This window comes from Tamaricihabitans halophyticus (genome assembly GCF_004340875.1).
Classification (GTDB): domain Bacteria; phylum Actinomycetota; class Actinomycetes; order Mycobacteriales; family Pseudonocardiaceae; genus Tamaricihabitans; species Tamaricihabitans halophyticus.
On the sequence record NZ_SLXQ01000005.1, the window covers coordinates 73,013 to 92,640 of the forward strand.

Sequence of the window (19,628 nt, forward strand, 5' to 3'; positions counted from 1 at the left end):
AGGTTTGGTGCTCGCTCGGCAGCGGCAGGCGGTGATCCTGGACGAGGTGCGCCGGACCGGCGCGGTTCGGGTCGCTGAACTTGTCGAACGGCTCGGCGTCTCCGATATGACCGTGCGCAGGGATCTCGACGTCCTCGCCGGCAGGGGAATGCTGGAGAAGGTGTACGGCGGCGCGACCGCCGTCGCCGGGCGGAGCACCGACGAGCCGGGGTTCGAGGCGAAGTCGGTACGCCAGCTGGCGCAGAAGGAGGCGATCGCGGCAGCCGCCGCCGAACTGGTTCGGCCGGGAACCGCGATCGGGATCTCCGCGGGAACCACGACCTGGACCTTCGCCCGGTTCCTCGACGCCGTACCCGGCCTGACCGTGGTCACCAATTCGATCAGGGTCGCCGACGTACTGCAGGCCGCCAGCCAGACCGACCGGACCGTCGTGCTCACCGGGGGCGTGCGCACTCCCTCGGATGCCCTTGTTGGCCCGGTGGCCGTGCATGGCCTGCGCCGGCTGCACCTGGATCTGGTCTTCCTTGGCGTGCATGGCATAGCCGCCGGCCCTGGCTTCACCACGCCGAATCTGATGGAAAGCGAGACCGATCGCGCCTTTGTGGACGCCGCGAGCCGGCTGGTCGTGCTCGCGGACAGCTCTAAATGGGGCACCATCGGAATTTCCACGATCGCCGAACTTGCCGAGGCGAACGTGGTGGTCAGCGATGACGAGCTGGCCGAGGACGCGCGGCAGGCGTTGACCGAGCAGGTTGGGGAGCTGGTGCTCGCGCCGGTCGGCGAGTCGGGTGGGGCATGAGCAGGGTGCGTCGCACGGTTCGAACACTCGCGGATGGCCGCGAGATCATCTACTACGACGAGGAACCATCCGGCCAGCCGCGCAGCACCGAGGACACCAGGGATCTCCCGCCAGTGCGTCCGGGCACGGAAATCCGCCGCGACCCGCTGACTGGGGAGTGGGTCGTGCTGGCCGCGCATCGTCAGACAAGGACCTACCGCCCACCGGCCAACGCGTGTCCGCTGTGTCCTAGCCGGCCTGGTTCGGCAACGGAGATCCCGGAGAGCGACTACGACGTAGTAGTTTTCGAGAACCGGTTCCCTTCTTTCGCGCAAGGCGTGCCGGCCGTTGGGTCCACTGTGGAAGGGTCGCCGCTCGTGCCGAGCGCCGGTGGGATCGGCCGGTGCGAGGTGGTCTGCTTTACCAGTGACCACAACAGGTCCTTCGGCGAGCTCAGCCCGCGGCGGGTACGTACCGTGCTGGACGTGTGGGCAGACCGCACCGAGGCACTAGCCGAGGTGCCCGGCGTGCGCCAGGTGTATCCCTTCGAGAACAGGGGTACCGAGATCGGGGTAACCCTCGATCACCCGCACGGACAGATTTACGGATACCCGTTCACTACCCCGAAAACCGAGCGGATGCTTGCCGTCGCGCGCGACCACCGGCGGGACACCGGCAGGGCCGTTTTCGGTGATCTGCTTGCCGCCGAACGGGCCCATGGGCAGCGTGTGCTGGTTTCCTCGGCGCACTGGACGGCTTTCGTGCCACCCGCCGCGCGCTGGCCGGTGCATGTACTGCTCGCGCCACACCGTCAGGTGCCGGATCTGCCCGCGCTGACCCAGGCCGAGCGGGACGATTTCGCCGAGGTTTACCTCGCGTTGCTGGGCATGCTGGACGGCCTCTACGGTCGACCACTGCCCTATGTCGCAGGCTGGAACCAAGCGCCGGTACAGTCCGAACAGGAACTGAGTTGGCTGCACCTCGAAGTGCTTTCGGTACTGCGCGCCAAGGACAAGCTGAAATATCTGGCCGGTTCGGAATCCGGTATGGCGGTGTGGATCAACGACACGACACCGGAACAGATGGCCCAGCGCCTGCGTGCGGCAGGTGATCGGCGTACCGTGCGGGACAGGTAGCTCGGACAGGTAAGTCGGAAATTCAGTAAAAACCCAAGCAAGAGCTCAGCAAGCTCTCAGGGCACGGATGCACAGTGGTTACATGAGCGACAAAGATGCTGGCGAGCAGGAGTTCGACGGCCGCGATGCGCCGGCCGAGCGGACAGATCAGGGTGGTCTGGGCGGTCCTGCCAGCGGCAGCACCGCCGAGGCGGCGGATGCGAGTCCGTGGTCAGCGGCGGGGCAGGCCGCGCGGCAACCTGCCCCGGAAGGTCAGCAGCCGCCCGAGCCGGATCCGGCGGCCACACCCCCTTCGGGGATCTACCGCATAGGCCCGCAGGGAACCGGGCGACTACCGGGCAGTTCGTACGGACCGGGGGCGGCGCCGCCCCCGCCGCCCGGGTACCAGATGTCAACCGGTATGCCGGGCGGTCGTCCCGGCGGTTCGACCCAGCTGAGCGGCAGGACGAAGCTCGTCGCCGGGGTCGCGGCGCTCGCCTTGGTGGTCGGTGGGGCGGCAGGTGCGCTCGGCGGCCAGCTGTTCGGCGACTCCGGCGGCCCCTCGGTCAGTTCACTCGATACGCCTCCGCCGGCGAGGCAGGCATCCGATGCCCCGGAAGGTTCGATCGAATCGGTGGCGCAGAAGGTCACCCCGAGCGTCGCCCAGTTGCAAGTGCAGGGCGCGCAGGGAGCTTCGGAAGGCTCCGCGTTCGTGATCAGCACCGACGGTTATCTGCTCACCAACAACCACGTGGTGGAAGGGGCGAAGCAGGGCGGCGCGATCCAGGCGGTGTTCCACGACGGGACCAGGGCTTCGGCTGAGGTTGTTGGCACCGACCCGAATGCCGACCTTGCCGTGGTCAAGGTCGAAGGGGTGGACAACCTGACCCCAGCCGATCTTGGTCGTTCCGATGATCTGAACGTTGGCCAGCAGGTAGTGGCGATCGGCTCGCCCTACGAGCTGTCCGGCACGGTGACCTCCGGGATCGTCAGCTCGTTGCAGCGTCCGGTCCGCGCGGGCGGGCAGGACGGCACTCAGGCAACCGTGCTCGATGCCGTACAGACCGATGCGGCGATCAACCCTGGAAACTCCGGTGGCCCACTGGTGAACATGAAGGGCCAGGTCATCGGGATCAACTCGGTGATCTACAGCCCCGGATCCGCGTCCCAGTCCAGTGCGGGGTCAGTGGGTATCGGCTTCGCCATCCCGATCGACCAGGCTCGACGCACCGCCGAGGAGATCATCGACAAAGGGTATGCGACGCAGACAGTGCTCGGGGTCAGCGTTACCGACGGGCCCAACGGTGGCGCGCTGATTGGCGACGTGACGGGCGAACCCGCCTCGGGAACCGACTTGAAGTCCGGGGACGTTGTGACCAAAGTAGACAATCGATCGATCGACAGCGCGGACGCGCTCGTCGCGGCGGTGCGCTCGAATGCGCCAGGGGACAAGGTAACTCTCACGGTCGGTGATTCGAACACGATCGACGTGACGTTGGGCGGCCAGCGGGTCGGGGGCTAGTCGCAACGTCATCCGGTAATCCGGAAAACGCGGGCAGGGCATCCAACGCCCTGCCCGCGTTCTTATGCGCGGAGCCCGGTCACCGCAAGATCCCTAAAGATTGCGGTTCGGGGCGCCTGCGACCAGCGTTAGCTCGTTAACCTTAAAGAACGCGGTCACACCCAGTCACTCCAGGATCCCTCAGGAATGCGATTCAACGGACCCCGGCTACCGCGCCCCTCACTAACGGTTTCTCTTCAGAACGCGAACACGGGACGTCACCGAATCTGCCGCGTCCGGTAGCCACAAGATCCCTAAAGATTGCGGTTCGGGGAGCCCCACCGCTTGCCGACGTTTCCCTTCAGAGCGTGGTCGCCGGGCGTCGGCGGTCATCGAAATCCGCGAACGAACGCTGGCTCGGGACACTAACCAGCCTTGACCGACAGATGTACACCACGTATACATAGAGAATACCTTGCTCGTGGTTGGCATCGCTCAAGGAGCCCGCGCCGATGAGTCCATGGATCCAGAGCCGTCGTGCATTCCTTCGAGCCAGCGCGGTAGCCGCTGGGGCCGTGGTACTTGGCGGCTGCGGTGATGGCACCGGCCTGGACCCCGCGCTGGACAACGTCACGCCGGCCGCGGCGGGCGAGCCGAGCCGGGGTGGCGTACTGCGGTACGGACTTTCCACCGATCCTTCCAACTTCGAGCCGCATGTCACCTCGGGCGCGGCGGCCGACGTGGTGTGCCAGCTCTGCTACAACGGGCTGCTCGCCTACGACGACGAGGGCGAGATCGTCGGAGATCTGGCCGCCGAGCACGGCTGGGTCGATGAGCGCACCTACCAGGTCCGGCTGCACCCCGAGGTGTACTTCCACGACGGATCCCGGATGACCACAAGCGATGTGGTCTTCTCGTTCCGCCGGATGCTGGATCCGGCAACCGCGGCCAGCGCAGGGCCGCTGCTGGACGGGCTCGAGGAAGTTCGCGCCACCGGCCGCGACACCGTGCTGTTTCGGCTGCGCGAGCCAAATGCCGCGCTGCCGTCCGCGCTTGCCTCGCCGAGCGCGAACGTGGTCTCCGAAGCATGGATCAATTCCGGGGTCGATCCGAAAACGACGATGATGGGCACCGGGCCGTTCCGCTTCGAAGAGCGGATTCCCGGCGTCAGCTTGACCTTCCGCCGGTTCGACAACTACTTCGTGCCTGAGCTGCCTTATCTGAACGCGATCCAGTTCGTGCCGATGGAGGACGATTACGCCAGGGTGACCGCCCTTCGTTCGGCCACAGTGGACATGATCGATTACGTGCCGGCCACGCACTTCGGGGTGATCCAGAGTAATCCCAAACTGCGCCTCGTCTCGGACAATACCTTTGGCTTCGGCTGGGTCGGGTTCGTGACGAGCAAGCCACCATTCGACGATGTGCGGGTGCGCAAAGCCGTCGCGCTTGCCCTTGATCGCCAGTCGATTCTGGACACCGCGTTCCTTGGCAACGGCGAGACCATGACTGGCTCGCTGATCTCCCCGGAGATCGCCAGCTACCCACGCCGGCTGGCCGGCACGGTTGAGCACGATCCTGATCAGGCGAAGTTCCTACTCCGCAAGGCAGGTCGACGGAATCTCACGCTTCCGGTGGTCACTACCAGCAGCTACTCGGTGATCTCCCGGCCGGCGGAAGCGATGCTGCCGGGGCTTCGCGCGGCGGGTATCGATGTTCAGCTCGTCCGGCAGGAGTGGTTGTCTTTCCGGGAAACCGTGTCCGCCAAGACGTTTCCGGTGCATTCCTGGGGGTCCGCGCCGTCCTACGGCGATCCGGACGCGTTAAGAGATTTTGTCGGCACGGGCGGTTCGTTCGCCACGAATCTGGACTTCTCCGATGAACGGGTCGATTCGCTGCTCGCGCAGGCCAGGCGAGCCACCGACGACGGCTTACGCGAGGAGCTCTACTACGAACTGGAGAAACGGGTACTCGACCTGATGCCGATGACCTACACGGTTCGGCGAGAGCAGGGCGAGGCGCACCACGACTACGTCCGGGGCTTCCGGCATCCACCCAAGGGGGCTTGGACACAGACCAGTCTGCGTCGGACCTGGCTGGAAAGGTAGCCATGCGAACATTTCTCGCGCGCCGCGCCGGGCTGGCACTGATCCAGCTGTTCGTGGTCGGCACGATCGTTTTCCTGCTGGCCCGGCTGATCCCCGGCGATCCGGCAAGGGCAGTGCTTGGTGACAACGCCACCGAGGATCAAGTGGCCCAAGTACGCGAACTGATGAACTTGGACGCGCCACAGTGGGAACAGTACTTCGGATTCTGGGGCAACCTGCTTCGCGGCGACCTCGGCGTCTCGCTGATCAGCGGGCGCACCGTACTCGAGGACCTGCCGGTGCGGATGGGTAACTCACTCGAACTCGTGCTGCTCGCGCTCGCACTGGCCATGGCGATCGGTATCCCCCTCGGTCGATTGGCCGCGACCAAGGCGAACAAGGCAATCGACCATATCGTCACCGGCGGCGCGATCCTCGGCATCTCCCTCCCGGTTTTCGTGCTCGGCACCCTGCTACTGCTGGTACTTGGCGTGTGGTGGCCGGTGCTGCCACCGGAACGGTTCGTCTCCTTCGCCGAAGACCCGCTCACTCATCTACGGGTACTGCTACTTCCGGTACTCACGCTCACCGCGGCATCAACGGCGGTGGTAGCCAGGATGACTCGATCGGCCATGCTGGAAACCCTCAGCGCGGACTATGTGCGCACCGCCCGCGCCAAAGGCCTGCGCGAGAAACACGTGGTACGCAGGCATGCGCTGCGTGCCGCGATGCTGCCGATCGTCTCGGTGTCCAGTGTGGAGCTCACAACGCTGATCGGCAGCACCGTGCTGGTAGAGAGCATCTTCGGGTGGCCGGGGATGAGCTCGCTGCTGATGAACGCGGTCACCGTGCGGGACTATCCGGTGATCCAGGCCGTGGTACTTGCCACCGCGACGATCGTCATCGTGGTCAACCTGATCGCCGATATCACCGTCCGCGCCCTCGACCCCCGAGCGGAGAGTGTCTGATGACGACCCTGCCGGACCAGAAGGATGCCGTCGGGTTCGATCCGGTGCGCATCGGCGCTTTCGGGCGCTGCCTACGCAATCCGCGGGTGCTCATCGCGGGCGGTTTTCTCGCCATTATCGGATTGCTGGTACTGCTCGCGCCCTGGCTGGCGCCGGCGGACTACCGCGCGCAAATCGATCTTCCACTGACCAACGCCGGCGTTCTTGGCACCGATGACTTCGGCCGCGACGTGCTGTCCAGGCTGATCGTCGGCGTGCGGACGTCCATGCTGGTGGCGGTGCTCGCGGTGCTCGTCGCCGGCGCGGCCGGTGTCTTTCTCGGGCTGGTCGCGGGCTTTCGCGGTGGCTGGTTGTCGGTCGTCATCATGCGTGGTATCGATATCCTGCTGAGTTTCCCGCCGATCGTGCTCGCCATCGCCGCCGTCGCGATCCTGGGTCCAGAGCTGCGCAACGTCGTCATCGTAATCGGCATCCTGTACATCCCTCGGTTCACCAGGGTGGTTTACACCCAGGTACTTTCGTTGCGGGAAGCGGAGTACGTACAGGCAGACCGGGTGCTCGGGGCGAGCAGTACCCGGACCATGTTCCGTACCGTACTGCCCAACGTGACGGCGCCGATCATCGTGCAAGGCAGCCTTTCGCTGAGCTTCGCGGTCCAGATCGAGGCGGGACTGAGCTTTCTGGGGCTCGGCGCGCAACCCCCGCTGCCCTCCCTCGGCACCATGGTTGGCGCGGGACGCGACTTCCTCGAGGTACAGCCAAGCCTGCTGATCTTCCCCGCGATCGTGATCGTGGCGATCGTGCTCGCGCTCAACGTGGTCGGCGATGGCCTGCGCGATGTGCTTGATCCCCGGCGAGGTCAATCCTGATCAGCCGATAGCTACGAAGTGGACGGTATGGCAGCGAGAGAAGGAGCAGCAGTGACAAAGTTTCGTACACCGGAGCTTGGCAAGATGAGCTGGACGGAGGTCACCGAAGCCGCCGAAGAGAACCCGGTCGTGCTGGTGCCGATTGGCGCGATCGAGCAGCACGGGCCGCATCTGCCGATCCACGAGGATTCGATCGTCGCGGACTGGGTAGCCCACCGGATTGCCGACGAGCTGGATGTTCTGGTCGCCCCGCCATTGAACTACGGTCATTCGCCAACCTTTCGCGGATACCCAGGAAATCTGTCGCTGAGCGCGGAAACGCTGCGTACCGCGATCTACGAGATCATCGCGACCCTGGTGGATTCGGGATTTCGCCGTATCGTTCTTGTCAACAACAATGGCGGTAACGTCGGTCCAGCTTCCTCGGCCGCGGTCGACGCCCGGCGCGACCTTGGCGTACTCATTGGACACGTATATCCATGGTCACTTGGTTACTCGCTTATGCGCGACGTTTACGACGACGCGAGCAAGGTCTACGGGCACGGCGCGGAGCCGGAGCACTCCGCGATGCTCGCGATCTTCCCCGACCAGGTTCAGTCCGACCGGGTCACGACCGGCGGGATGCGGGAGCTGAACGGCTGGCAACCGGCCAGCTACACCGAGGCACATATTCCGGGCCAGCCGATCACCGGCACCGTCTTCTGGGACTTCTCCGAGGTGAGCGCAAGCGGCGTCACCGGCGACGTACACGCCGCGAACCCGGAAATCGGCAAGGTGTGGATCGACCGGGTAGTCGGGTTCTGCGTCGCGTTCGTTCGCGAGTACGACAAGAACACCAGGGACACTAGCTCGGCGCGGGCTAGCTGAGTCGAGGCGATGGGAGCGAGACATTATGCGAGTAGCGCTTTGCCAGTTCGGTGCGGGCGACGACCCGGTGGCCAATGCCGCCGAGATAGACAGGTTCGCCGAGCAGGCGGCAGAACAGGGCGCCAAGATACTTGTCGCGCCCGAGGCGGCACTTGTCCGGCTGCCCGAGGCGCATCAGCCGGTAGCCCCGCATGCACAACCGCTGGATGGCCAGTTCGCCCGAGACCTGGCGAAATCCTCGGCAGCACACGGAATCACCATCGTGGCGGGCAGTTTCACCCCTGGAGATGATGAGCGAGCGGTCAACACCCTGGTCGTTCTCGCCGACGGTGAACTCGTGGCGCATTACGACAAACTGCACCTGTATGACGCCTTCGCCTACCAGGAGTCGAAGAACGTGCGTCCCGGCGACAACGCGCCGGTGACCATCGATGTGGACGGAATCAGGTTTGGCCTGGCTACCTGCTACGACCTGCGCTTTCCGGAGATCTTCCGGGCCCTGATCGACAACGGTGCGCAGGCATTCCTGCTGCCTGCCGCGTGGGTCCGCGGTCCGGTCAAGGAGGAGCACTGGTTCACCCTGCTGCGCGCGCGGGCGATCGAGAACACCGCATACCTGCTTGCCAGCGGGGAAGCCGGTGAACGCTGTATCGGTAGGTCAACGGCATTCGATCCGCTCGGCCTGCAGCTGACCGATCTCGGCGCGGGGCCGGGTGTCGGCGTCGTCGACGTCGATCCGGCACGGGTCGCCGCGGTGCGAGAAACCGTGCCATCGCTGAGCCATCGACGGTTCCGCGTGGTTGCCGGCTGAACTGACCCGGACGGACAGGAGGCGAACGATGACCGCGACCGCGAGCTCCCCGGAGCCAGTACTCAGCATTGCCGACCTTTCGGTTGACTTCCGGGTCAACAAGGCCTGGGTGCCCGCGACGCGGTCGGTCAGTTTCGAGCTGTATCCAGGCGAGATTCTGGCCGTAGTGGGGGAATCCGGCTCGGGCAAATCGGTGAGCTCGATGTCGGTCCTCGATCTGCTCGCGGACAGTGCCCGAACGTCCGGGCGGATCCGGCTCGGCGACGCGGACCTGCTTCCGGTACCCGAGACCGGACTCGGCGCGGTACGTGGCAACGAGGTCGCGATGATCTTTCAGGAGCCGATGACCGCGCTGAATCCGGTCTACTCGGTGGGCCAGCAGATCATCGAGGCGATTCGCTGCCATACCGATATGGACAAACGCGCCGCACGCGAGCGCGCGATCGAACTGCTCGAGCTGGTTGGTTTCCCTGAACCAGGCAAACGGGTGGATTACCATCCACACCAGCTGTCCGGTGGGCAGCGGCAGCGCGCGATGATCGCGATGGCGATCTCCTGCGATCCGAAGGTGTTGATCGCCGATGAGCCGACCACCGCGCTGGACGTCACCGTGCAAGCGGAAATCCTGGACCTGCTGCGGGATCTCCGCAAACGGCTCAACTCGGCGATCGTGTTGATCACGCACGATATGGGAGTCGTTGCCGAACTCGCCGATCGGGTCGTGGTGATGCGCTCCGGCGAAGTAATCGAACAATCCGATGTGTACACCCTGTTCGCCGAACCGGAACACGAGTACACCAGGAAGCTACTCGCCGCGGTGCCGCATCTCGGCCGGGCCGCACGTTCCGAACCGGTGGACCCACCACCCGCGGCGCACCAGGAGCCAGCAGTTGCCCTGCGCCTCGACAATACCGTTGTGCGTTACCGGGGGCGCTTCGGTCGGCCGGGTTTCCTTGCCGTGAATGGGGTGTCCCTGGAACTGCGCGCCGGCGAGGTGATGGGGCTGGTCGGCGAGTCAGGCTCGGGAAAGTCGACGATCGGTCGCTGCGCGATGGGCCTGCTGCGTGCCGAATCGGGCACGGTTGAGGTGTGCGGTGAGGACATCACCAGGGCCTCCGAGCGGCGGCTACGTGCCCTACGGCGCCGGTTCTCGATGGTGTTTCAGGATCCGGCGTCCTCATTGAACCCACGCGCGCGGATCGGCGACAGTATCGGCTTGCCGCTACGGCTGCACCGGGTGGCCAGTGGTCGCGAGTTGACCCAGCGCGTCGGTGATCTCCTCGAGCAGGTAGAGCTGCCACGCAGCTGGGCGAGCAGGTACCCGCACGAACTTTCCGGCGGGCAGCGCCAGCGGGTGGGCATCGCAAGGGCGATCGCGCTGGAGCCGGAACTGCTTGTGGCGGACGAACCGACCTCGGCGCTGGATGTCTCAGTACAGGCGACCGTGCTGAACCTGTTCCTCGAACTTCAGTCCAGACTCGGCTTTTCCTGCCTGTTCATCAGCCACGACCTGGCGGTGGTGGAGATGCTGGCGAACACGATCACCGTGCTCCGCGACGGCCAGATCGTCGAATCCGGCGACCGCGCGCGGATCCTGACCGAACCCGCCGAGGAGTACACCCGCCAGCTGGTGCGGGCGGCGCCGGTGCCGGACCCGGTTGGCCAGCGCGCTCGCCGGCGCTAGGCCGGCGGCAACTTGCTGAGCACGGTCTCCACCGGTTGCAGGTGCCGGTGCAGGATCGTGGTTGCGCCCTCGGCGTCCCCGTCGCGCAGCGCCTGCACCAGCGCGGTGTGCTCCCTGTTGATGGTGGTCAGCCGATCCGGCTGCGCTTGCACCGCACTCACCGAAACCCGCTGCTGGCGGGAGCGCAGGTTGTCGTAGAGCTCGGTGAGCACCGAGTTACCGGTAGCCGCGACGATCGCCCGGTGAAACCGGACATTGAGCTCGCTGCTGGCGAACAGTTCCTCGGGCTCGAGTGCCGCGTAGCGCCGCACCCGCGCTGGCTCGTGCATCATCGCCAACAGTTCGTCCACTTCGGGCGGTGGGGCGATACCGCGCTGTACCAGCGTCTGCACCGCATACCCTTCGAGTAGCTTGCGCATCTCGTACACCTCGACGAGGTCGCGCGCGGTCACGGTGCTGACCTGCGCCCCTCTGCGCGGTGTGAGGTGCAGGAACTTCTCCGCGGCCAACTGGTGAAACGCCTCGCGGACCGGAGTGCGGGAAACACCGACGGCCTCGCAAACCACCGCCTCGTCCAGGAAGGCACCAGGGCGGAGCTCGCCCCGCAGCACACCGTCCCGAACCCAGTCGATCACCCGCACCCTTGCTGGCTGCCGGCTGGTGGACTCGCTTGCCGGTACGTTCATCGCGTGGCCTGCCGGCTACGCACTACTGTGACAATCACGACTTAAGTATACGCGGTGCATACACAGGTGTGAGGTCTGCTCACCCGGTCGTGGGATGGCGCGCCGCTCGCCTGGCCAGCAGCGACCGAACCAGGCCGACCAGGATTGCGATCAGCCAGCACGCGCCGAGCGCCACGGCCAGCTGGACGGGGTAGTTCGCGTCGTGCAGTCCTGGGTTGACCGACCCGCCGTAGGGCCGCCACAACAACGGTACGGCGAGGAAGACGAGTACCGCACTGGCCGCTGTCGCCGCACCTACCGGCCAGCGCCAGCGCGCGGGCACCGCACGGGTAATGAGCAACCCGACCAGGCCAACCAGTGGCGCGAGCAGCGCGTCGTGCAGCACCGGGCCGGCGATCAGCCAGCCAAGCACCGGGCCGTTCGCGGCGAACCCGGCGGAAAGGAAGTCGACGAACTGCACGCCGCCGTAGCCAAGCGCGGCCAACCCGAGAATCGCGAACAGCCAGCGCATTGCTACTGCACCACCAGTCGCTGTACCCATTTCGTTTGCAGTACACCCGGCCGGTTGGGCGCGATAATCCGGCACGGGTAGCCGTGATCGAGGCTGAGTCGCTCGCCGTTCACCCGCAGTGCGAGCAAACTGAGCGGGTCGTCGGTATGGCTGCCAGGCAGCGTACTGCGCGCATAGCGGCCACGAGGTTCCATGGAGATCACCCGTAGCTCGCTGCCTGGCGCGGCGCCCACCGCGTGCAGCAGTTCCGGGATCGACACACCGGTCCAGCTGGCCGACTGGCTCCAACCTTCGACGCAGGCGATCGGCAGCTCGGCGGTGCGTTGCGGCAAGGCGGCAAGGTCGGCCAGTCCAAACTGGTGCGCCCTGCCGGACCCCTGCACGACGAGGCGCCAGTCCTCCGCCGTCGCCGCGCCGATCACGTTCGCTGCCTTGGCCGTGCGGTTCACCGGCACGCCCTGCGGTGCCTCCGTCGAACGCCAAGCAAGTGGGGAAATGTTACGTAGCAAGGGAACCGTGCTGCCCGCGGTGGCCGCGACCGCCACTCCGGTAGCCAGCCAGGTGGTACGCAGAAAGCGGCGCCGGTCCTGGCTGGGCTGGTCGTTCGTGGCCTTGCTTGCCGCCCTGGCTTCCTTGCTCAGCGCGCGCCGGACGATCGGGAGTTTGATCGCGATATGCACCAGGATCGCGCCGACCGCGAGCCAACCGACCACGCGATGCGCGGTGGGGAAGAAGAACCGCCACGGGTAGTTCTGCGCGACATTGAACAGGCCGGTCACCAGCTCGAAGATCACCGATCCGGAGAGCAGCAGGATCGAGCCGCGTTCGATGGCATGCGGCAGGGACCGCACCATTGGGCGCGCGAACAGTTTCGGAAACACGCTCCACAACTTGGCCGCGAGCAACGGGATCGCCGCGATACCAGCCAGTACGTGTAGTCCCTGGGTGACTCGATAGAGGTTGACCGGTCTGCTCGGCCAGTAGAACCAGCTCGGCGGATACTGGATGGCGTAGCTGAGCATCCCGGTAACAAAGCAAACCAGAAAAGCGATGCCCAACCATACGCCAACCTTTGCGGCGACCCGTTCGTCGTGTGCCGCCGCGCGAAACCGGGATTGTCTTGGTATCAGGGAGATGCGTTTCATCGGTTAGCCAACTCCTTGGTTACCCAGCTCCGCCGTCCACCGGCCGGCACGATGGCTGATCCGGTTCACCCGCAGCGCGGCCCCGGTAGCGACCGCATGGATCGACTCGGCGCCGAGCATCGCCCAGGGGAACCACTGCCCTCGGCTGGTTTCGGTGATCACCCGCGCGAGCGCTCGCTGACTTCCGGTGCCTGGGGAGCCGAGTTCGACGAGCGCGGTACCACCGGGGGCGAGGAGTGCCGCGACCCTGCGGAGTAACCGGACAGGATCACCGCCGATCCCGATATTGCCGTCCGCGAGCAGTACATGCGCCCAACGTCCCTCACCAGGTAACCGATCGAACACGTTGCGCCTGAGTACCGGAAGGCCACGGTGGCTGGCGAGCTCGACGGCGATCGGTGAGCGATCGATACCAAGTGCTGGGATACCACGGCTGGCCAGCTTGACGAGAAACCGGCCGGGACCGCAGCCAAGGTCGATCGTCGGCCCAGCGCAGGCATTGAGCAGCAGTTCGTCGCCTGCGCCATGGCCGGCCCGCCAGCGTCGTACCGGCATCGCGATGCGCTCACCGGTAGCCAGTTCCAACCAGCAACGGCTGCCGCGCAGTCCTGGGGCGAAGGCGTCCGGTTCCTCGTTCACAGTATCTACAGTGGTCACTGGTAGACCGCCGTCCGGAGTAGCGTGTTGGCGAACCGTGAGGATGGTGCCTTGCTGGCTACCTCGAAGGCCTGTGCGTAGGTGTCCACATCGGAAATCTCGGGGAGCGCGCCGATCCGGAGACCGGAGCTGGCCAGCGCGGCGAGCGTGTGCTTTCCGGTGTCCTGAGTAGACATAGGCACATCGTGTAGCGCACCGGCGTTAAGTGGAGCGCGCAAGCCCAGTGCCCACCAGCCGCCGTCACTTGCCGGCCCGAGCACGCCATCGGTTCCTGGCTCGGCCAGGGCGCGCACCGCCTGGTGTAGCAGCTCGCTACTGGCCTGTGGGGTGTCCATTCCGATCTGGAGCACCGGTAGGCACGGGAACTGGGCGGTCAGGTCGGCGTGCGCGTTGGCAAGGCGTTCGGCTAACCCTTCGCCGCGCTGCGGCAGCACCGTCAGGTTCTCCAGCGCGCCGTGTAGTTCGGCCGCTCGGCAGGCATCGCGCAGATCGCCGGTCAGCGCGAGCACCGGGATCGTGCCAGGGGTGGCTCGCACGTTGTCGATGGTGTCCAGCAGGCAGGCCGCGGCGAGCTCCGCGGCAGCCTCGTGTGACAACGGTGGCACCAGCCGGGTTTTCACCTTGCCCGGCACCGGTGCCTTCGCCACGATCAGCAGACAACAGTTCATCGCAGCACCGCCGCCATATCCCGGACCGCGCGCAGCGTGCCGCGAACGGACCCAGACACCTTCGAGGTCGTACCGGCGGCGCGCTCCCGGTAGGGCACGGCCATCTCGGTGACTCGCCAGCCGGCCCGCGCGGCCAGCAGCAGAAGCTCGAGCGGATAGCCGAACGCCCGATCCCGGACGTCCAGGTCGAGTAGCGCCTGCCTGCGGAGCACTCGCATCGGCGCGATGTCGTGCACCGGAAGGCCGCGGCGGCGCAGTAGCCTTGCCAGCACCGCGTTGCCAGCGCGAGCATGCCACGGCCATGCCTCGCGAACCGTGGGTACCCGCCGGCCAGCGACCAGATCGGCGCCACCAGTAGCCACGGGGCCGACCAGTCGAGGCAGCAGGTGCGGATCAAGTGAACCGTCCGCGTCCATAAAGCACACGATCGAGCTTTCCGCGTGCAGCAGTCCGGTGTGGACGGCGGCGCCGTAACCCTTGCTCTGTTCGTGTACCACGGTGGCACCGTGCCGGGCGGCAATCATCGGTGAGTAGTCCGTAGACCCGTTGTCCACGACGATCGCCCGGTAGCCGTCCGGTATGGCGCCGAGTACGCCGGGAAGTGCCGCCGCCTCATTGAGACACGGGAGCACGACATCGATGGGCATATCGTGAACGTAGACCGGTGCCGCGGCACGCAGAACCCTTGTGGTGCTTACCGAATTATGACGGCGCGGCAGATCTTACGAAGTCCTGACGGCTTGCCGGACAGCCTGCCGATCGGGCACGCAGCGGTTACCGTGCGGCCGTGGTCGTCTCTCCAACCAAGCCCGTCCGGCAGGGCCACCGCGCGGACCTGATCGCCGTCGCGGTGGCGGCCGTATTGCTGATCACCGCCAGCGTGGTTGGCGTACTGCTCAACCGGCCGGATTCCGGGGTGCTCATCCACGCAAACGCGCCGCCCATCTACGGCAGGCTGGCTCCGCACCTTGGTCCGGGAACCCCGCTGGCCGTGCTGTTGCTGATCGCCGTCGTCGTCTGGGGGCCGACGCTCGCCGCGCGACTGTCCTGGCGCCGGCTGCTTGGCGCCGGCTACCTGGCCGCGGTGGCGTGGACGCTTGCACTGGCCATGGTGGACGGTTGGCAGGCAGGGATCGTCAACCGGCTGACCCATCGGACCGAGTATCTGCACGAGGTGCCGGGGATCACCGATATCGGGGTGTTCCTGCGGACATTCGTCGAGCGGATCTCACTGGATAATCCCGATTTCTGGACCACGCATGTGTCGGGGCACCCGCCAGGAGCGACGCTGAGTTACGTCTGGCTGGATCGGCTCGGGCTATCCGGTGGTGGCGCCGCAGGGCTGGTGACCATCTTGATCGGTTGTCTCACCGCGGTGGCGGTACCTGTGACCATGCGCGAGCTGGGGGCAAGCGAACAGGCTCGAGCTAGCCTGCCGTTCATCGCGTTGTTTCCTGGCGCGGTCTGGGTTGGCGTATCCGCGGACGGCCTGTTCGCCGGGGTGGCCTCGCTAGGGCTGGCGTTGTTCGTGTTTGGTGCGCGGCGCTGGCGTCCACTGTGTCTTCCCGCCGGCATGGTTCTCGGGTTTGCTTTGTACCTTTCCTATGGACTTGTCCTGTTTGGCGTATTGGTATTCGTTGCGTGGCTGCTGTTCCGCGATGCGGCTTCGCTGGTACTCGGGCTGGCCGGGGTGGCCAGCGTGGTCGTCGCCTTCGCCCTTGCCGGCTTCTGGTGGTACGACGGTTATCAGGCCCTCGTCACGCGGTACTACCAGGGATTCGGTGGGGAACGACCGTACGCGTACTGGGTGTGGGCGAACCTGGCCAGCGTCCTGGTGGTGATCGGCCCGGCCGCCGTTGCCGGGATGCGGCGGGTGCTCGCCAGATTGCCGGACTCGTGGCGAGTGCGTGGTTTCGCGGCGAAGCCAGTCGTGCTGCTCTGTCTCGCCGCGCTGGTTGCCATCCTGCTCGCGGATCTGTCCGGCTTGTCCAAGGCCGAGGTGGAGCGGATTTGGCTACCCTTCGCGGTATGGCTGCTGCCCGCGACGGCGCTGCTGCCCGCGGCCTCGGCACGGTGGTGGCTGGCAGGGCAGGGCATCGTCGCGCTCGCGGTGAATCACCTGCTGTGGATCCCGTGGTGAGGTAGGCGAACGAGATGGCAACGGATGGCACGGCGCGACCGGCTGGCACGGTGCTCGTGGTAGACGATGACGCGACGATGCGGGATGTGCTCCAGCGATATCTGGAAGCCGCCGGGCACCACGTGCGGCTGGCTGCCGACGGGGCCGAAGCCCTGCGGATGTTCGCCGAGCAGGAGCCCGATCTGATCGTCCTGGACGTGATGATGCCGGGGATGGATGGCCTCGAGGTGTGCCGTCGCCTACGGCTGCGCAGCATGGTTCCGGTCATCATGCTGACCGCGCTCGGGCAGGAAGAGAACCGGATCGCCGGCCTCGCGCTCGGTGCGGACGACTACGTGACCAAACCGTTCTCCCCGAGGGAACTCGCGCTACGGGTGGGTTCGGTGCTGCGCAGAGCCCGCGGACCGCAGGCAACATCCTCGGCCGCGGCGGTGACCGAGCTGCGGGATGGCGATCTGCGGCTGGACTCGGCCGCGCGAACGGCCACTCGCGACGGTCTGGAACTCAGTCTGACGGTGCGCGAGTTCGAACTCCTCGCGTTCTTCATCGGTAACCCGGGGACCGCGTTCAGCAGGGCCGAGTTGTTGGAACGGGTATGGGGCTGGGACTTCGGCGACCAGTCCACGGTAACCGTCCATGTGCGACGGTTGCGGGAGAAGGTTGAAGTGGATCCCGCGAAACCGAAGCGGATCGCCACGGTGTGGGGCGTTGGCTACCGATACGACCCGGTGGTGCCGCGATGATCGATCCCGATGAGCCCACGCGGGACATGATCCAGCATATTCTGCACATCCTGCCGTTCGCGCTCGCTTTCGTGTTACCTATCGTGTTGCTCGGCGCGTTGCTGCTTTGGCTGCTGCGCAACAGATCGCTCGCGGCGACCATGTCGGTCCTTGTGCTGATGCCGATCCTCGCGATGGTGATCGGCGTGCTGGGGATCAGCGGGTTCATGTTCAACCCGACGCTGACCACCATGCTGATCGTTTGTCTGATCGTCGCGTTGGTGACCGTGCTTCCGGGACTGTGGATCGGCCGCTCGATCGCCAAACGCAGCGTCTGGGAGCGCGAAGCCAGGGAGCGCGAGCGGGCGGCCGAGACTTCCCGGCGCGAGCTTGTCGCCTGGATCAGCCACGATCTACGTAGCCCGCTGGCAGGGATCAGGGCGATGGGCGAGGCGCTCGCCGATGGCGTCGTGGCGAAACCGGATGACGTCGCGGACTACGCGCAGCGGATCAGCGGTGAGGCAACCAGGCTCTCCGGCATGGTGGACGATCTCTTCGAGCTGTCGAGGATCACCGCGGGAGCGTTGCGGCTCACCATGTCCGAGATACCGCTACACGAAGTGGTTTCCGAGGCGCTGGCCGGTCAGCAGCAGGTTGCCCAGGAACAGCGGATCAGGCTGCAGGCCGACGCGCACGCCTGGCCGGTGGTACTCGGCAGCGATCCGGAACTCGCGCGGGTGGTGCGCAATCTGGTGTCCAATGCCATCCGGCATACGCCACCGGATGGCGCGGTCGCGGTGCGGATCGGCGTTTCCGGCGCGGAGGCGGTGATCGCGGTTGATGACTGCTGCGGCGGTATCCCCGATGATGAGCTGCCGAGGGTGTTCGACGTGGCGTTCCGGGGTACCGCGGCACGTACCCCGGAACGGGCGGTAACCGGTCCGGCAAGTACCGGACTCGGCCTGGCGATCGCGAAGGGACTGGTGGAGGCGCATCGCGGGCGGATCGCGGTGCGTAACCATGGTCCCGGCTGTCGATTCGAGGTGTGGCTGCCGATGGCCACCAGTTAGTGCATGGCGGCGGGGAGCCGGGCGAACGCCTCGGCGAGGATGCCAAGTGCCGTCTCCAGCTCGTCCGGGGTCAAGGTCATCGGCGGCGCCAGCCGGAGCACATTCCCATGCAGCCCACCCTTGCCAATCAGTAGCCCGAGTTCGCGGGCGTGCTCGAGCACCTCGCTGGCCATATCCGGCGCGGGGTCCTTGCCGCCCGGTACCACCAGCTCAACGCCCGCCATCAGGCCCTTGCCCCGCACGTCGCCGATGACCGCGTACCGCTCCCGCAGCGCGTGCAGTCCGGCGTGTAGCCGCGCGCCAAGCTGGGCCGCGTTCGCCTGCAGGTCGTAGTCGAGCAGATAGTTCAGCGTGGCAAGGGCGCCCGTTGTGGACACCGGGTTGCCGCCGAAGGTGGACAGCGAATTGGCGGTCAGGCAGTCCATCAGCTCGCCCCTGGCGACCACCCCGCCGATCGCCAGGCCGTTGCCAAGCCCCTTCGCGAAGGTCAGCGCGTCCGGAACCACGTCGTGCGCTTGGATCCCCCAGAAATGTGTCCCGGTGCGGCCCCAGCCGGTTTGCACCTCGTCCGAGATGAACAAGATGCCGTACTCGTCGAGTACTTCCCGCATCGCGGCGAACAGTCCGTCCGGCGGCGTGGCGAAACCACCGACACCCTGAATGGGCTCGGCGATCAGGCAGGCCACGTCGCCTGCGGTGGTTGTTTCCAGCACGTCCCGCAGATCGGCCACGCAGGCGGCGATGTAGTCGGCGTCCGAGTAGTCCGCGAAGGGGCTGCGATACCGGTATCCGCCGTGCACATAGCTGACCTTCACCGGGGAAAGCGAACTGGCCGACCAGCCACGGTTGCCGGTGATTCCCACGGTAGCGAAGGCCCGTCCGTGGTAGGAGTTGCGCAGCGCGAGTACCTGATTGCTGCGGCGGTACTGGGTGGCGAGCATCAGCGCGGTCTCGTTCGCCTCGGTGCCCGAATTGGTGAAGAACACCTTCGCGTCCGGGATCCCGGACAGCTCGGCGATCCGTTCGGCCAGCTCGACCTGCTTACGGATCAGGTACAGCGTGGAGGTGTGTAGCACCCCGGTGTCCAGCTGTTTGCGTACCGCGTCGGAGATTTCCGGGATGTCGTAGCCGATTGCGTTGGTCAGGATCCCCGCGAAGAAGTCGAGGTAGGTCTTGCCGTTCGCGTCGGTCACGTGCCGGCCGGCGGCGTGCACGATCTCGATCGGATCCGCGTAGTACAGCGCCAGCCAGTTCGGCATGACCCTGCGGTGTCGGTCGATCAGTCTGTCCTCGGCCATCCGGTCCTCCCGCGATTGACCAGCTGAACTCGGTCCACCCGAGTGTGCCGA

The 19,628-nt window shown here is 66.1% G+C and carries 19 protein-coding genes; 12 read left to right on the top strand and 7 right to left on the bottom strand.

The features are described 5' to 3' along the window. Positions 1-7 precede the first annotated feature (7 nt). From EV191_RS13925 to EV191_RS13965, 9 genes are all read left to right on the top strand, one after another. Positions 8-799, top strand: a complete 792-nt coding sequence (locus EV191_RS13925; protein WP_132877470.1) for a DeoR/GlpR family DNA-binding transcription regulator — start codon at positions 8-10, stop codon at positions 797-799. A 5-nt stretch (positions 800-804) separates the two neighbouring features. Beyond that, positions 805-1,914, top strand: a complete 1,110-nt coding sequence (gene galT / locus EV191_RS13930; RefSeq protein WP_132877695.1) for a galactose-1-phosphate uridylyltransferase — start codon at positions 805-807, stop codon at positions 1,912-1,914. 82 nt (positions 1,915-1,996) lie between these two features. After that, complete coding sequence (locus EV191_RS13935; RefSeq protein WP_132877471.1) at positions 1,997-3,415, top strand: trypsin-like peptidase domain-containing protein; 1,419 nt, start codon at positions 1,997-1,999, stop codon at positions 3,413-3,415. A gap of 491 nt (positions 3,416-3,906) precedes the next feature. Further along, positions 3,907-5,502 carry an ABC transporter substrate-binding protein gene (locus tag EV191_RS13940; protein ID WP_132877696.1) on the top strand — a complete coding sequence of 532 codons (1,596 nt, stop codon included), beginning with the start codon at positions 3,907-3,909 and terminating at the stop codon, positions 5,500-5,502. Positions 5,503-5,504: 2 nt separating this feature from the next. Further along, positions 5,505-6,449, top strand: coding sequence for an ABC transporter permease (locus EV191_RS13945; RefSeq protein WP_132877472.1), 945 nt, complete (start codon positions 5,505-5,507; stop codon positions 6,447-6,449). Continuing rightward, positions 6,449-7,318, top strand: a complete 870-nt coding sequence (locus EV191_RS13950) for an ABC transporter permease (protein WP_132877473.1) — start codon at positions 6,449-6,451, stop codon at positions 7,316-7,318. The genes EV191_RS13945 and EV191_RS13950 overlap by 1 nt, the downstream gene beginning before the upstream one ends. A gap of 51 nt (positions 7,319-7,369) precedes the next feature. Next, the gene (locus EV191_RS13955; protein WP_207894531.1) at positions 7,370-8,185 is read left to right on the top strand and encodes a creatininase family protein; all 816 of its coding nucleotides are present in this window, start codon (positions 7,370-7,372) and stop codon (positions 8,183-8,185) included. 25 nt (positions 8,186-8,210) lie between these two features. Continuing rightward, positions 8,211-8,996: a carbon-nitrogen hydrolase family protein gene (locus tag EV191_RS13960; protein WP_132877475.1), complete on the top strand. Its 786-nt coding sequence runs from the start codon at positions 8,211-8,213 to the stop codon at positions 8,994-8,996. Positions 8,997-9,024: 28 nt separating this feature from the next. Beyond that, complete coding sequence (locus tag EV191_RS13965; protein ID WP_132877476.1) at positions 9,025-10,680, top strand: ABC transporter ATP-binding protein; 1,656 nt, start codon at positions 9,025-9,027, stop codon at positions 10,678-10,680. Here the strand turns inward: EV191_RS13965 and EV191_RS13970 are convergent. The 6 genes from EV191_RS13970 to EV191_RS13995 form a co-directional block, all read right to left on the bottom strand. Further along, positions 10,677-11,366, bottom strand: a complete 690-nt coding sequence (locus tag EV191_RS13970; protein ID WP_132877477.1) for a GntR family transcriptional regulator — start codon at positions 11,364-11,366, stop codon at positions 10,677-10,679. The two genes, EV191_RS13965 and EV191_RS13970, sit on opposite strands and share 4 nt — an antisense overlap. 79 nt (positions 11,367-11,445) lie before the next feature. After that, entirely contained in the window at positions 11,446-11,877 is a 432-nt protein-coding gene (locus EV191_RS13975; RefSeq protein ID WP_132877478.1) for a hypothetical protein, read from the bottom strand. A gap of 2 nt (positions 11,878-11,879) precedes the next feature. Further along, the gene (locus EV191_RS13980) at positions 11,880-13,022 is read right to left on the bottom strand and encodes a molybdopterin-dependent oxidoreductase (protein WP_132877479.1); all 1,143 of its coding nucleotides are present in this window, start codon (positions 13,020-13,022) and stop codon (positions 11,880-11,882) included. Positions 13,023-13,025: 3 nt separating this feature from the next. Continuing rightward, on the bottom strand, positions 13,026-13,661 hold the full coding sequence (locus EV191_RS13985; RefSeq protein ID WP_243658955.1) for a class I SAM-dependent methyltransferase: 636 nt from the start codon (positions 13,659-13,661) through the stop codon (positions 13,026-13,028). A gap of 14 nt (positions 13,662-13,675) precedes the next feature. Continuing rightward, positions 13,676-14,347: a TIGR04282 family arsenosugar biosynthesis glycosyltransferase gene (locus EV191_RS13990; protein WP_132877480.1), complete on the bottom strand. Its 672-nt coding sequence runs from the start codon at positions 14,345-14,347 to the stop codon at positions 13,676-13,678. After that, positions 14,344-14,994: a glycosyltransferase family 2 protein gene (locus EV191_RS13995; protein WP_132877481.1), complete on the bottom strand. Its 651-nt coding sequence runs from the start codon at positions 14,992-14,994 to the stop codon at positions 14,344-14,346. Before EV191_RS13995 ends, EV191_RS13990 begins: the two co-directional genes overlap by 4 nt. A 140-nt stretch (positions 14,995-15,134) precedes the next feature. Here EV191_RS13995 and EV191_RS14000 point away from each other — a divergent pair, with 140 nt between their 5' ends. The 3 genes from EV191_RS14000 to EV191_RS14010 are packed head-to-tail and all read left to right on the top strand — an operon-like array spanning position 15,135 to position 18,279. After that, positions 15,135-16,487 (top strand): hypothetical protein, encoded by a 1,353-nt coding sequence (locus EV191_RS14000; protein WP_132877482.1) that lies wholly within the window; start codon positions 15,135-15,137, stop codon positions 16,485-16,487. 14 nt (positions 16,488-16,501) lie between these two features. Further along, on the top strand, positions 16,502-17,230 hold the full coding sequence (locus EV191_RS14005; protein ID WP_132877483.1) for a response regulator transcription factor: 729 nt from the start codon (positions 16,502-16,504) through the stop codon (positions 17,228-17,230). Further along, positions 17,227-18,279, top strand: a complete 1,053-nt coding sequence (locus EV191_RS14010; protein WP_132877484.1) for a sensor histidine kinase — start codon at positions 17,227-17,229, stop codon at positions 18,277-18,279. Before EV191_RS14005 ends, EV191_RS14010 begins: the two co-directional genes overlap by 4 nt. Here the strand turns inward: EV191_RS14010 and EV191_RS14015 are convergent. Then, on the bottom strand, positions 18,276-19,577 hold the full coding sequence (locus EV191_RS14015) for an aspartate aminotransferase family protein (RefSeq protein ID WP_132877485.1): 1,302 nt from the start codon (positions 19,575-19,577) through the stop codon (positions 18,276-18,278). The genes EV191_RS14010 and EV191_RS14015 overlap by 4 nt on opposite strands. Positions 19,578-19,628 lie beyond the last annotated feature (51 nt).

What these genes read in the sequence shown, in the direction of transcription:
- EV191_RS13935 (WP_132877471.1), top strand. Translation starts at nt 1,997, where the DNA reads ATGAGCGACAAAGATGCTGGCGAGCAGGAGTTCGACGGCCGCGATGCG.
- EV191_RS13940 (WP_132877696.1), top strand. Translation starts at nt 3,907, where the DNA reads ATGAGTCCATGGATCCAGAGCCGTCGTGCATTCCTTCGAGCCAGCGCG.
- EV191_RS13945 (WP_132877472.1), top strand. Translation starts at nt 5,505, where the DNA reads ATGCGAACATTTCTCGCGCGCCGCGCCGGGCTGGCACTGATCCAGCTG.
- EV191_RS13950 (WP_132877473.1), top strand. Translation starts at nt 6,449, where the DNA reads ATGACGACCCTGCCGGACCAGAAGGATGCCGTCGGGTTCGATCCGGTG.
- EV191_RS13960 (WP_132877475.1), top strand. Translation starts at nt 8,211, where the DNA reads ATGCGAGTAGCGCTTTGCCAGTTCGGTGCGGGCGACGACCCGGTGGCC.
- EV191_RS13965 (WP_132877476.1), top strand. Translation starts at nt 9,025, where the DNA reads ATGACCGCGACCGCGAGCTCCCCGGAGCCAGTACTCAGCATTGCCGAC.
- EV191_RS13970 (WP_132877477.1), bottom strand. Translation starts at nt 11,366, where the DNA reads ATGAACGTACCGGCAAGCGAGTCCACCAGCCGGCAGCCAGCAAGGGTG.
- EV191_RS13975 (WP_132877478.1), bottom strand. Translation starts at nt 11,877, where the DNA reads ATGCGCTGGCTGTTCGCGATTCTCGGGTTGGCCGCGCTTGGCTACGGC.
- EV191_RS13980 (WP_132877479.1), bottom strand. Translation starts at nt 13,022, where the DNA reads ATGAAACGCATCTCCCTGATACCAAGACAATCCCGGTTTCGCGCGGCG.
- EV191_RS13990 (WP_132877480.1), bottom strand. Translation starts at nt 14,347, where the DNA reads ATGAACTGTTGTCTGCTGATCGTGGCGAAGGCACCGGTGCCGGGCAAG.
- EV191_RS13995 (WP_132877481.1), bottom strand. Translation starts at nt 14,994, where the DNA reads ATGCCCATCGATGTCGTGCTCCCGTGTCTCAATGAGGCGGCGGCACTT.
- EV191_RS14005 (WP_132877483.1), top strand. Translation starts at nt 16,502, where the DNA reads ATGGCAACGGATGGCACGGCGCGACCGGCTGGCACGGTGCTCGTGGTA.
- EV191_RS14010 (WP_132877484.1), top strand. Translation starts at nt 17,227, where the DNA reads ATGATCGATCCCGATGAGCCCACGCGGGACATGATCCAGCATATTCTG.
- EV191_RS14015 (WP_132877485.1), bottom strand. Translation starts at nt 19,577, where the DNA reads ATGGCCGAGGACAGACTGATCGACCGACACCGCAGGGTCATGCCGAAC.